The 11,890-nt window shown below is 70.6% G+C and carries 16 protein-coding genes and 1 pseudogene; 4 read left to right on the forward strand and 13 right to left on the reverse strand.

Annotation, left to right across the window (positions count from 1 at the left end; genetic code table 11):
• Positions 1-35 precede the first annotated feature (35 nt).
• A complete protein-coding gene (locus tag ABD191_RS14030; RefSeq protein WP_344081362.1) occupies positions 36-653 on the forward strand; it encodes a GNAT family N-acetyltransferase in 618 nt (205 codons plus the stop codon).
• Here ABD191_RS14030 and ABD191_RS14035 read toward each other — a convergent pair.
• Both ABD191_RS14035 and ABD191_RS14040 read right to left on the reverse strand, forming a co-directional pair.
• Positions 615-1,439 carry a hypothetical protein gene (locus ABD191_RS14035; protein WP_344081365.1) on the reverse strand — a complete coding sequence of 275 codons (825 nt, stop codon included), beginning with the start codon at positions 1,437-1,439 and terminating at the stop codon, positions 615-617. The genes ABD191_RS14030 and ABD191_RS14035 overlap by 39 nt on opposite strands.
• Before the next feature lie 21 nt (positions 1,440-1,460).
• Positions 1,461-2,111, reverse strand: a complete 651-nt coding sequence (locus tag ABD191_RS14040) for an NADPH-dependent F420 reductase (protein WP_344081368.1) — start codon at positions 2,109-2,111, stop codon at positions 1,461-1,463.
• 110 nt (positions 2,112-2,221) lie between these two features.
• Here ABD191_RS14040 and ABD191_RS14045 point away from each other — a divergent pair, with 110 nt between their 5' ends.
• The 3 genes from ABD191_RS14045 to ABD191_RS14055 all read left to right on the forward strand — a co-directional run bounded on the left by ABD191_RS14045 (position 2,222) and on the right by ABD191_RS14055 (position 3,855).
• Positions 2,222-2,650, forward strand: coding sequence for an OsmC family protein (locus tag ABD191_RS14045; RefSeq protein WP_344081371.1), 429 nt, complete (start codon positions 2,222-2,224; stop codon positions 2,648-2,650).
• A 67-nt stretch (positions 2,651-2,717) separates the two neighbouring features.
• Positions 2,718-3,065 carry a metallopeptidase family protein gene (locus tag ABD191_RS14050; protein ID WP_344081641.1) on the forward strand — a complete coding sequence of 116 codons (348 nt, stop codon included), beginning with the start codon at positions 2,718-2,720 and terminating at the stop codon, positions 3,063-3,065.
• A 52-nt stretch (positions 3,066-3,117) separates the two neighbouring features.
• Positions 3,118-3,855 (forward strand): AIM24 family protein, encoded by a 738-nt coding sequence (locus ABD191_RS14055; protein ID WP_344081374.1) that lies wholly within the window; start codon positions 3,118-3,120, stop codon positions 3,853-3,855.
• Between the two features lie 145 nt (positions 3,856-4,000).
• Here ABD191_RS14055 and pheA read toward each other — a convergent pair whose 3' ends face one another.
• The 11 genes and pseudogenes from pheA to ABD191_RS14110 form a co-directional block, all read right to left on the reverse strand.
• Positions 4,001-4,936 carry a prephenate dehydratase gene (pheA, locus tag ABD191_RS14060; RefSeq protein ID WP_344081377.1) on the reverse strand — a complete coding sequence of 312 codons (936 nt, stop codon included), beginning with the start codon at positions 4,934-4,936 and terminating at the stop codon, positions 4,001-4,003.
• A gap of 19 nt (positions 4,937-4,955) precedes the next feature.
• A complete protein-coding gene (locus tag ABD191_RS14065) occupies positions 4,956-5,336 on the reverse strand; it encodes an ACT domain-containing protein (RefSeq protein WP_344081380.1) in 381 nt (126 codons plus the stop codon).
• Positions 5,337-5,403: 67 nt separating this feature from the next.
• Positions 5,404-5,835: a hypothetical protein gene (locus ABD191_RS14070; protein WP_344081383.1), complete on the reverse strand. Its 432-nt coding sequence runs from the start codon at positions 5,833-5,835 to the stop codon at positions 5,404-5,406.
• Between the two features lie 58 nt (positions 5,836-5,893).
• A complete protein-coding gene (locus ABD191_RS14075) occupies positions 5,894-6,517 on the reverse strand; it encodes a hypothetical protein (protein ID WP_344081386.1) in 624 nt (207 codons plus the stop codon).
• 201 nt (positions 6,518-6,718) lie between these two features.
• Complete coding sequence (locus ABD191_RS14080; protein WP_344081389.1) at positions 6,719-7,591, reverse strand: DUF5926 family protein; 873 nt, start codon at positions 7,589-7,591, stop codon at positions 6,719-6,721.
• 17 nt (positions 7,592-7,608) lie between these two features.
• Complete coding sequence (locus tag ABD191_RS14085; protein ID WP_344081392.1) at positions 7,609-8,064, reverse strand: ATP-binding protein; 456 nt, start codon at positions 8,062-8,064, stop codon at positions 7,609-7,611.
• On the reverse strand, positions 8,061-9,263 hold the full coding sequence (locus ABD191_RS14090) for a sensor histidine kinase (RefSeq protein ID WP_344081396.1): 1,203 nt from the start codon (positions 9,261-9,263) through the stop codon (positions 8,061-8,063). The genes ABD191_RS14085 and ABD191_RS14090 overlap by 4 nt, the downstream gene beginning before the upstream one ends.
• Before the next feature lie 102 nt (positions 9,264-9,365).
• A complete protein-coding gene (locus tag ABD191_RS14095; protein ID WP_344081399.1) occupies positions 9,366-10,115 on the reverse strand; it encodes a glycerophosphodiester phosphodiesterase in 750 nt (249 codons plus the stop codon).
• Positions 10,096-10,434 carry a rhodanese-like domain-containing protein gene (locus ABD191_RS14100; RefSeq protein ID WP_344081402.1) on the reverse strand — a complete coding sequence of 113 codons (339 nt, stop codon included), beginning with the start codon at positions 10,432-10,434 and terminating at the stop codon, positions 10,096-10,098. Before ABD191_RS14100 ends, ABD191_RS14095 begins: the two co-directional genes overlap by 20 nt.
• A 24-nt stretch (positions 10,435-10,458) precedes the next feature.
• The gene (locus ABD191_RS14105) at positions 10,459-11,526 is read right to left on the reverse strand and encodes an LCP family protein (RefSeq protein ID WP_344081405.1); all 1,068 of its coding nucleotides are present in this window, start codon (positions 11,524-11,526) and stop codon (positions 10,459-10,461) included.
• A gap of 128 nt (positions 11,527-11,654) precedes the next feature.
• Positions 11,655-11,890: pseudogene (locus ABD191_RS14110) on the reverse strand (LCP family protein); the annotation flags it as partial.

Raw genomic sequence — 11,890 nt, forward strand, 5'->3', positions numbered from 1 at the left:
TGCCAGCATCGATATCCCCGGCCGAGGAGGCGACCGTGTCATACGTGGTGGAAGCGCCGTTCGTGCTGCCCATCGGCGACGACGCGGGCCTGATGGTGCGCACGCCCGCGATCGCGCGCGCCTACCACAACCTGCTGGTCGCCAACCAGGAGCGCCTGTCGCGCTGGGAGCCGTGGGCCTGCGCGCCGCTGAGCCTCGCGGACACGACAGGGTTCCTCACCGCCTCGGCCCGTCGCTGGGCGGAGGGGCACGAGTTGCCGCTGGCCATCGTCGTGCGCTCGGCCAACGGCTGGGAACTGGTCGGCTCGTGCGGCCTGTGGCTGGACGACTCCCGCTCGGCGGCGTCGATCGGCTACTGGATCGACGCCTGGTACGAGGGCCGCGGGCTGGTAACGCGCAGCGCGCGGGCGCTGCTGCACCAGGCGTTCGGCCCGTACCGGCTGGCCCGGGTGGAGATCAGCACCGTGGCCGAGAACGTGCGCAGCCGGGCGGTCGCGCAGCGGCTGGGCTTCACGTACGAGGGGGTGCGCCGGCAGGCGATCGCGTTCCCGACGGGGCGCTGTGACCAGGCGATCTTCGGCATGCTGGCCGACGAGTGGACGCCCGCCGCGGCCTCAGCCGCGCCAGCCTTCTCCGCCGCCGGCGCCCGCTGACCCGGCCGACGCCAGCTCCGGCGGCGGCAGCTGGGCGCGGTGCGGCGTGGGCAGGCGGGTGTGCTCCGGGTCCAAGAAGTCGATCAGCTCGATGAGCTGCCGTTGCAGCAGCACGAGTCGGGTGACCTGCTCGGGCTTGGCGCCCACGAGCCGGTACACGTCGGCGTGCAGCGGGGCGAACCACGCCGCGAACACGGGGTCGTCATCGAGCGCGCGGGAGAACGCCGCGAAGCCGCGGCACTCGTGCCGCGGTCCGTCGACCGCGCCGGTGGGCACCATCATCAGCTCACCGATGGCGCGCTGGCGGCCGCGGAACACCCGGAACGCCTCGGGCAGCCGGTCGCTCTGGAACGTCACCTGGATCAGGTCGAGCTGAGCGAGCAGCGCCTTGTTCCCGGCCAGGTCGCCGGCGTCGAGGAAGCGCAGCTCCTTGGCGAGGATCTCCACCCAGCACAGGTACTCCGCGATGGCGAACACGGTGTAGTCACGGGCGTACCGCTCCTCGCCCGGGTCTCCACAGTGGAGGTAATGGTCGAGGTAGTTCAGCCGCACGATGTTGAAGAGCCGGCCCTGGAGCGTGTTGGCGGCCTGTAGCAGCGGGTCACGGTACTGCCGCATGACGCGCTCGGCCTGCTCGGTGCGGGTCTCCTGGCGCAGTTCGCGGGCCAGCTCGTGCTCCAGCCGGCGGGTCTGGATGGTGGACCGGGTGCCGACGACGCCGGCGCCGATCGCGGTCAGCGCGGACAGCCCGGCCGAGGCCAGCGCGATCAGCGTGTTCGAATCCACCCGCAGATCGTAGGGGCGGGGTCAGCCCGTGACCACTTGCACGTTGAACAGGTCCGAACCCTGGGCCAGCCGCAGCCGGATCCACAGCATCACGTACATCTCCATGCCCCGGGCCGCCTCGATGCCGCCGAGGTCGAGCAGGTGCTTCCAGCCGAAGGCGTGCAGCAGGTCGCCGACGGTCGCCTTGGCCTCCGGGTCGTCGCCGGCCAGGAACATGGTGTGCGCCCCGGGCACCCGGTGGGGCCGCACCATGACCTCGCAGTTGACCGTGTTGAGGCTCTTGACCACCAACGAGGACGGATACTCCCGCTGGATCGCCTCGCCCAGGCTGTCCGTGTTGGACAGGCTCAGGGCCGGCGCGCCGCCGGCAAACGTCAGGGGATTCGCCACGTCGAGGATGATCTTGTCGGCGAGGCGGTCCGCGCCGGCCAGGGCGAGGGCGTCCAGGCTGGCCGCCCCGCTCGTGGCGTTGATGACCAGCTCGGCGCGCCCGGCCGCGTCGGCGAACGTGCCGATCGACGCGCTCAAGGGGGTACCCAGTTCCGCCAACCACCGCGCGGCCGCCTCGTTGGCCACGGACCGCGAGCCCATCGTCACCTCGTGCCCGAGCTCCACCAGCCGGCCCGCCAGCGTGCGCCCCACATCCCCCGTGCCCAGCACCCCGATTCGCATGGTTCCACGATGCCAGCCGGCACGCGGCGGGTCGGCGCGTTCCGCTCAGTGAGCGCAACACCATACGCGACATGGCACGAGGTTCCCGCGTATGGACTAACGTCGCAGCCATGGCTATTCGCAACGCTTCCGCCCTGTGGCAGGGCACGCTGCTCGAAGGTACCGGCATCGTCCGCACGGGCCAGGGCGGCTACGAGGGCAACTACTCCTTCCGCTCCCGGTTCCAGGAGGGTGAGGGCACCAACCCTGAGGAACTCATCGGTGCCGCGCACGCCGGCTGCTTCTCGATGGCGCTGGCCAAGGCCCTCACGGATGCCGGGTTCCCGCCCACCTCCGTGGAGACGGCCGCGGCCGTCCACCTTGAGCCGGTCGACGGCGCCCAGACCGTCACCCGCATCGACCTCACGACGACCGGCGAAGTGCCCGGCATCGACGAGGCCGAGTTCGTCAAGCTGGCCGAGGCCACCAAGACGGGCTGCCCGATCTCGCGCCTGCTGGCCCCGGGCACCGAGATCACCCTGACGGCAAACCTCATCTGATTCTCGTTGGGTCGCGGCGGCATTCGGCCGCCGCGACCCAACGATGGGCACAATGGACGGCGTGGCCGTGGAAATGAGTCGCGAGCGCTTCGAGGATCTGGTCGGCGACGCGCTCGATGAGGTGCCGCCACAGCTGCTCAAGCTGATGAGCAACGTCGTCATCCTGGTCGAGGACGACCCGCCCCCGGGCGAGACGGAGCTGCTGGGCCTCTACGAGGGGCACGCGCTCACGGAGCGGGGCTGGGACTACGCCGGCGTGCTGCCCGACCGGATCCTGATCTTCCGCAAACCCATCCTGCGGATCTGCGACACCGAGGACGACGTCATCGACGAGGTGGCGATCACGGTGGTGCACGAGATCGCCCACCATTTCGGCATCGACGACGAGCGGCTGCACGAGCTGGGCTGGGATTGACGGTATCTCCTACCGTCGCGGACGTACCCCACCGCGCGGAAGGAAACCCCTCATGCGTAGCGCCCTCTTCGCTGCCGACAACCTGGAGAAGGAGTCCGACACCCCGGGTCTTCGGCTGCAGAACTCCAAGATGCTCAAGGTCGAGCTCAACGGTGAGATCATGTGCCGTCGTGGCGCGATGGTCGCCTACCAGGGCCAGGTGCAGTTCCAGGCGCTCGGCTCGGGCGGCGTGGGCAAGTGGCTGAAGAGCAAGGTCACCGGCGAGGGCGTGCCGCTCATGAAGATGACCGGCCGGGGCGATGTCTTCCTCGCCAACGAGGCGCAGGACGTCTACCTCATCGACCTCGATCCGGGCGACGCCATCTCGATCAACGGCGCCAACGTGCTGGCGTTCGAGTCGACCCTGCAGTACGACATCAAGTTCGTCCAGGGCATGGGCATGCTGTCCGCGGCCGGCCTGTTCAACTGCGTCTTCTCCGGTCAGGGCCGGATCGCGATCACGACCCACGGCACGCCCGTGGTGCTTCAGGTCGACCAGCCCACGTACGCGGACCCGCAGGCGGCCATCTGCTGGTCGGCGAGCCTGCAGACCGGCTACCACCGCGCCGACCAGCTCGGCCTCGGCACGCTGATCGGCCGCACCACCGGTGAGGCGTTCACGATGAGCTTCGCCGGGCAGGGCTTTGTCGTCGTGCAGCCGTCGGAGATGCCGCCCGGCGGGATCGGCGGTCAGGGCTCCGGCCAGCAGGCAGGTGGCGGCGGCGTGCTCGGCGGCCTCCTCGGCAACTAGGACCGAACTATCTGGACATTATGTGGAACCGCTGTGGAACTCCTGATGCAGTACGGTTCCCGCGACCATGTGGCTCGGCGGCCGCTTACCAAGGGCGCAACCACTCGCCTTCGGGCGCAGCGCCTGTCCCGGCGACCGGACGGGCTCAGATGCCGCCGGCGCGCAGGCGGGTCAGCCAGTCGGCGGCCTCGGCATAGTCCGCGTCGGTGGTGCCGGGCGCGAACTCGGCACCACCGGCGCGGCCGTCCAGCCGCGCCCGCGGGTACGACCCGAGGAAGCGCACGTCCGCGCTGACCCGGTGCAGGCCCATGAGCGCCTCGCCCAGCCGCGCCTCGGCCACGTGCCCCTCGCAGTCGAAGAAGAACATGTAGCGGCCCAGGCGCTCGCCCGTGGGCCGCGACTCGATGCGCGTGAGGTTCACCCCGCGCAACGCGAACTCCGTGAGCACCTGCAGCAGGGCGCCGACGCGGTCGTGGGCGATGAACACGACCAGCGACGTGGCGTCGTCGCCGGTCGGCGGCGCCGGTACGGCCGGGCGGGTCACCAGCGCGAAGCGGGTCATCGCGTCGGCATGGTCGGCGATGTTCTCGCCCAGCAGCCGCAGCCCGTGCCGGGCCGCGCCGATCGGCGCGCAGATCCCCGCGTCGTACTCCCCGCCGGCCGCGCCGATCGCGGCCGCCGCGTTCGACAGCACCTCGACCACGGTGGCGCCCGGGGCGTTCTTGCGCAGCCAGTTGCGGCACTGCGCGGCCGCCTGGGGGTGGGCGGCGATGGTCGTCACGGCGTCCAGGTCTATGCCGGCGCGGGCGCCGAGCACGAACTGCACCGGCAGGACCACCTCACGCGTGATCATCAGTGGCGCGCCGGAGGCCAGCTCGTCGAGGGTCACCGCGACGGCGCCGCCGACCGAGTTCTCCAGCGGCACGAGCGCCGCGTCGGCCTCGTCGGCGCGCACGGCGTCCAGCGCCTCGGGGACGCTGCGGGCCGCGGTCACGACGGCGTCCGCGACCTCCGGGAGGGTGCGCAGGGCCTGCTCGGAGAAGGTGCCCTCCGGCCCGAGGTACGTGTAACGCAACGGCATCAGCCCAGCCTAGTGCCGCTCATGTCGCGATGCGGTGGCCCGCGCCGGACAGGGCCGTGAGCGCCTCCGCCAGGCGTACGGTCGGCACGAGGATGTAGTCCGTGTCGTACGTGGAGAAGGCGAAGATGTTGACCCGGGCCTCGGCGAGCGGGTTGACCAGCGACGCGAGGATGCCGGTGAGGGCGAAGTCGACCGGCCCGGCGACCTGCAGGCAGCGCCACGGCGTGTTCGTGGTGGCGGCCGGCGGGGCGAGTTCGGCGGGGCAGATGACCGAGACCTCGTCCGCCGAGTGGGTCACCGAGACGACCGCGTTGCGGGCAGCCTCGATCGGGGGCACCGGGGTGCCCCGTTCGAGCCGGCACACCGCGTAGTCGTCCGGCAGCAGGACGAGATCAAGCACGCACAAAGGCTATGGCACCACTGACGAAGCCCGTACGGGAGGCCGCCGATTGAGACGCCATCGATGCCTAATGGCCGCTGAGAATCGCGAAAAAGGTGAGCGAGCCCACAACCGCGCCGTCCCGGCGTAGCGGGGTGGTCACCGCGTCGAGGGTCAGCGTCTCCACGGGTCCCACGGCCCGCAGCAGCCCGCGGGCGAGCGCGCCGGAGGTGAGCGCGAGGACCGGCGGCACCTTCTCCAGTTCCCATTCGGGCAACTCGGTGTCGCTGCCGCTGAAGTCGATCAGCCGCAGGACCTCGCCGACGAGCCGCCGGCCGGCGGCGTTCATCGGCGGCACGGCGAAGAATCCGGCGCAGGCGGACGACGCGGCGACGACCACGCCGTCCGCGTCGACGAGGACGCACGGCTCCTCTGCCCCGGCCACCGGACACAGCCAGCGATCGAGAGCCGGCTCGGCGGCCTCGACGGCTTCGGTGAGCGACAGTTCGACGTGCGCCACGACACCCTCCCCTCCGCCCGCGCGGGACGGCGCGGGCGGCACTGGCTTGGTGTCGACGCTAGCGCCGGTCGAGCCTCTTGTCAGCGGGCCCGGCACCCTCCGCGTACCACCGGTAGTTCGGTGCGTCCTCGTTGGAGTGATTAATCCAGGTATCGGGGTGGTCCGCCAGCGCGCAGAGCTTGTCGATCGTAGTCTGGGCCAGTCGGTTGCCGTGCGCGTCCAGCGCGCGGCGCAGATCCCGATAGGAGGCCACCACGCACCCCTCCGGCTGCTTTCCCCAGTAGACGAGCTGACCGCTGCCCATGAACGCCAGCATGGGAATCACCGGGATGCGCCGTCCGGCCGCGTTGGTGAGCGTCTCGCTGATGCGCTGCGCCTCCTTGCGGGCCATCTGCACGTACGGGGGGCGGCGACCCTCGATCTGCACCACGTCGCCGGCGACCTCGACCTTGGCGCGGCCGTGGTCGCAGACGGTGACCGAGAAGATGCCGCCGGGCCCGATCGCGATGAAGTCGGGGTCGGCGGGGTTGAGGTCGAGCACGCGCCACTGCGGCCCGAGGAGCTCGACCTGCGCGACCACGCGGGCCCGCTGGGTCATGAGCTTGCGGGTGGCCCTCTCCTCCCGCTTTCCTCGCATCCAGCTCAGGGGACTTAGTTGCTCGTTGCCAGGCAGACCAGCCATGACGCACCTTTCGGTGTTCACCCGTGAGTCGTCGTAGGACTACGTTAAGTTGCTCCGCGGACGTGACAGAAGATGTTGAGATAAGAATCGGCCTGAATGAATCCCGGATGAATGTGATATTCACGGCACCGGTCCCGCTACCTCCGGAGCGACCTGCATAGTTAGCGCGGTCGATCGGAGGTGATGAATATCACAATCCGGTCAGCGCAGCGTCAGCTGCCGACCCAGGAGACCCTGGCGGGTGCGCCGCTCCGCCGCGGTCAGCTCCGCGTCGCTCGCCACCGCCTCGGCGTACCGCTTGGCGAACTCCGCCAGCGGGGTCTCCCACTCCTCGGGCTGGACGTCGGGCGGCAGGTCCCACACGGGCACGAGCCGGCCGTGCGCCCGGAACATCCCCGCGAACTTGGTGTTCTCGCCCAGCGGCAGCGCGCCGTCGGCGCCGAGACGGGCCAGCGCGGCGAGCGCCGGCTCCTCAGCCTCGGTCAGCACCCAGCGCACATGCGCCTTCTCCGGCACCCGGCACCAGTACGCGGCCGGCACGGCGGCGAGCTTCGTCGTCGGCTGCACGGACGCGTTGGCGCGCTCCAGCGACGCCGCGACCGTCGGGTCGTCGCCCGGGTCGTTATCGAGCCAGAAATTGAAGCCCGTATGGACGGTCACGTCGAGCGCGCCGTCGACCAGGATGTCCTGCAGGCGCGGACCCTCACCGGGCAGCGGCGGCACGGTCACCGGGCCACCCAGGTCGGTGACCTCCAGCGCGTTGAGGAGCGCGACCGCGATATCCCGGCTCACGTCGCCGGACTGCTGGTGGCGTTGCAGGCCCAGGAAGATCCGCCCGTCCGGCTTGGTGAGGGCCGGCCAGGCCATGGGCAGCACGGTCGCGACCGTCACCTCGCGGTCGCCGTACTCCGGGCGCAGCCGCACGGGCGAACTCGCCGCCGGCACCAGCTCGCGCAGGGCGATCCAGTCGGCCTCGCCTGCCAACCCTTCGAAGGGCCGGGGCACGAAGACGTCGCGGACCTTGGACCGCTTAGCGCCAGCCTCGCCGCCGGCTTGCTTTCGACGCTTGCTCACGGAGGAGAGCTTATGGCCTAGTCGCTCGGCACCGGCAGCGCAGGGCCGAGCAGCGGCCGATAAAGCTCCGCCCACACGCATTGACCCAGGCCATCGCGGATGACGCCCCATCGCTGGGCGAGCGCGTCGATGATCGCCAAGCCGCGCCCGTCCACCGCCTCGGGCCCCACCTGGCGCGGCATGGGCGCCTGGTCGGCCCCGCCGTCCGTGACGCGCACCTCGACCGCCACGTCGCCGCTGCCCGTACGCAGGCGCCAGGCGACCCGGATCACGTCGCCGGGCAGCGGGGCGGCGTGACGCACCGCGTTGCCGACCAGCTCGGCGACCACCGTGACCGTGTCGGAGAGCAGCTCGGCGGAGACCAGTCCGCCGAGGTCGTGGGCGAGACGGCGTCTGGCCAGGCCGGCACCGCGGGCGTGGTGGGGTACCACCAGGCACCACGCCTGCTCCCTGACCGCCGTCGACACGCTCATGCCTCCCCTGCCGCCATCGATCGATGTGGAACGTCGGCGCGTGGCAGCCGTACCTCCGCGACGGTACCGCCCCCGTCACGAGGGCGGAGGGAAACCCAACCGTTTTGTCGCTCGATGATGCGTCTGACCAGATAGAGACCCAAGCCTACGCCTCCATTCTCGACAGCCCGGTTGCCCTGCCAGAACCGCTCGAACGCGCGCTCGGCGTGCCGCGGGTCGATGCCCGGACCCCGGTCCCCGACCCGGAAGAAGACGCTGCGCTCGTCGCTGCCCGCGTCGAAGTCGACCGGTGGCTCGGCATGCCGCAGGGCGTTCCCGACCAGCTCGGCGACGATCATCGAGAGGGCCGCGGGGTCGCCGTAGGCCGGCGGCAACGTGGGGGGAAGCTCCAGCTTCACGGACTCACGCGGCGACACCGGCAGGTCGGCCACCGCGTGGTGCAGGGCCTCAAGAAGATCAAAGGGTACGGACCGGGTGAGCCATTGCTGGGCCGACCTGCCACCGGCAGCGGCGAGCAGGCGGTCGACCAGGCGCGCGAGTTCGTCGGCACGTTGCGTCAACACCTGGGCCGCGCCCCGGCGCTCGTGGTCGTCGAGGGCCTCCCACCGGTCGGCGAGCGTTCCGGCGTACCCCTTGATGACCGTGACCGGCGTGCGCAGCTCGTGGCCCGCGGCGGCGAGGAAGAGGTCGCGGTCGTCCTCGACGGGTGACCGGTCGAGGACGAGGTCCTTGCGCTCGTGGTAGAGGCGGTTCATGCAGTTCGCGACGAGGATGACGGCGCCGACGAGGTCCTGGCTTATCTCGCCCCACCGCTGGGCGTAGTAGACGTGCATCGCGCCGATCGGCTCGGCGGCGGGGCCGACCCGGGCGCCCAGCATCCGCAGCAGGCCGCGGCTGAGCAGCGGCTCCGCCAGGCTCGCCGGCAGCACCTCGACCCGCCCGGACCAGACCCGCGGGATTTCCGGGACGACGTGCTCGGGCGCTATGGGTTGCCCGAGCGCCCACTCCATCGCCCCGGTGGCGGCGACCACCCGGCCGCCGTTCGCGTCGTACGCCGTGAACGTGGCGCCGGCCGCCTGCGTGGCCACCGCGAGCGTGTCCACGAGTTGGCTCACCGCGGGCAGACCCTGTTCGGGGTCGGCGGCCATGTCCGCGGTGATGTTAAGGCCGTCGACGAGGCGCCGATAATCGACGTGCATGTGTAGAGTCTGCCCGCTTTTGTAGGCGCATGGCAGCCCCCTAGCCGTCACTTTCATATTACGGAGGCAAATGCACGGGTCCATGCACGTGCAAATGCCAGGTCAACGGCCTAGGGCCCCCAAAACAAATTTCGGCCGGTCGGTGATGATCCCGTCCGCCCCGAGCCGACGGACAAGATCCAGGTCAGCGTCCGTGTTGACCGTCCAGACGTACGCCTTGCGTCCCCGGGCGTGCGCGTACCGGATCAGGTCCGGGTGGGCCCGCAGCGCTCCCACGCCCGGGCCGAGGATCTCCGCCCCGAACGGCAGGCGGGCCGTACGGACACCCGGCGGGACGTACTCCACGAGGTAGACCGTCGGGAGTGTGGGCGCCAGCGCCCGGATGCGGCGCAGCGCCAGGGCCGCGAAGCTCATCACGGTCACCTGTACGGGCGCGTCCGGATCGGCCGTGGCCAGGCCGTACCTGTCGAGCATCGCCACGAGCGCGCGCTCCACCTTGGCGCCGTGGCGGGTCGGGTGCTTCGTCTCGATGAGCAGGCGCAGCGGCCGGCCCGCGTCCAGGACGGTCCGCAGCAACGTCTCCAAGGTGAGGATGCCCCGCGCCCCGCCGAACTCCAGGCCGTTCAGGTCCTCCAGCAGTGACGTGCTCACCGGGCCGTGGCCGTTGCTCGTCCGGTCCAGCCGCCGGTCGTGGATGCAGATCAGGTGCCCGTCGCGGGTCAGCCGGACATCGCACTCCAGCCCGTCGGCGCCCGCGTCGATCGCGTCGCGGTACGCGTCGAGCGTGTGCTCCGGCAGGCTGCCCCGGTGGGCGAAGACGAGGGGCGCCTCGCTAGATGACGCGGGCGGCATGTCCGTCCTCGCTCACCATCGGCCGGCCGACGCCGACCCAGGCGAGCATGCCGCCGTCGAGGTTGCGCACCCGGTCCCAGCCGTTCGCGGCGAGGTAGGCCGTCACCTGCGCCGACCGGCCGCCGACCTTGCACACCACGACCACGTCGCGGTCCTGCGGCACCTCGTCGAGCCGGGCCAGCAGCTCCGTCATCGGCACGTGGTGCGCGCCCTGGACGTGGCCGGCCAGCCACTCGTCGTCGTCGCGGACATCGAGCAGGAAGTCGTCATCGGTGACATCGGTGGCGGCCACGGATGGCACGGGAGGAGGTCCGAACACCCACCCTGTATACCGCAGCCGGGGTCAGATGCGGTTCACCCACTTGCGGTTCGCGCCGGCCCAGGCCGCGAGTGTGTCCGTACGCACAGCCGCGAACAGGTCCGGGGCGCGCGGCTGCTCCACCACCACGTACGAGATGTTGTCGATCATGTCGTAGTAGGTCGGCAGCCGGATGCCCGTCAGGTTCTGCTCCGTGATGCCGCGCACCGCGAACAGCAGGTCCGTCAGCGATGCCGAGCCGAGGTCGACCACCAGCGACGACGCGACACTGCGGATCAGCCGGTCCAGCTTGATCGGATGCAGCAGCAGGTTCTGCCGCCGGACCTCCTCCGCGAGCGCCTTGATGAACTGCTGCTGGTGACGCTGGCGACCGAAGTCGCCGTCCGGCAGCGAGTCACGCTGGCGCAGGTAGTCCAGCACCTGCGCGGAGTCCATCCGCCGGCAGCCCTTCTCGAACACGGCGCCGGTGTGGATCGACACCGTGCGGGTGTCCACGCACATGCGCACGCCGCCGAGCACCTTCACGGCCGCCCGTAGCCCGGCGAAATCGATCACCGCGGCGCCGTCGAACCGGATCCCGGTCAGGTTGCTCAGGGTGCTCGCCACGAGTTGCGCGCCGCCGTACTCGAAGGCCGCATTGATCTTCGCGGACGCGCCGGGGAAGTTCTGACCCGGCTGGGCCGGGATCTCGACCAGCAGATCCCTCGGGATGGAGATCAGATAAGCGTGGTCCAGCTCGCGGGTGAGGTGGGCGATGATGATCGTGTCGGCGCGTTGGCCCATGGCGGGATTCGAGCGGCGCTTATCCGAGCCGAGAAGCAGGAAATTCAGCGGTCCGCTGACGGTGGAGCCCGGCATGGTGGCGCGGGCATCCGGGTCGAGCAGCACGTCGCGCTGGACGGCCCGGTCGTACAGCTGGACGGTGACCCGCGCCGCCACGAGGCCGGCCGCGACGACAAGCGCCAGGATGGCGAGGCCGACGAGCACAGCCCTCCGGCCCCGGCACCGGGCGGGTGTGAGGGTATGGCGGGTGACCTGACGCGGATTGCCCGTACCGGCGGACTCGTCCGAACCCGCCGATGGGACGGACATGGCGCTCCCATAAGGGGTGGTAGCTGCCTACACTCGTCACCCTACGTCGAAGATCGTCACCGCGGGCGGGAACCGGCAAAGATCGCGCGAGCGCGGGTCACGCCGGCTTCGGGCCGCCTCCCACGCCGCTACTTGAGCTTGGCGATCCAGTCCGGGTGCTGGGAGAGGAAGTCGTACACCTTGTCCTCGTGGACGGCCTTGAGCAGCTCGACGCTGTCCTCGTTGAGGGTCTCGTACCAGATTCCGTTGATGATCTCGCTGGACAGGTCGCCGCCGTTGGTCTTGATCATGACGACATCATTCTCGTCGAGGTGCTTGAAGGAGAACAGCCAGTCCTCGATCGGCACCTTGCCCAGGTCCAGGG

Origin of the sequence: Luedemannella helvata (assembly GCF_039528415.1) — a bacterium.
GTDB classification, from domain to species: Bacteria; Actinomycetota; Actinomycetes; order Mycobacteriales; family Micromonosporaceae; genus Luedemannella; species Luedemannella helvata.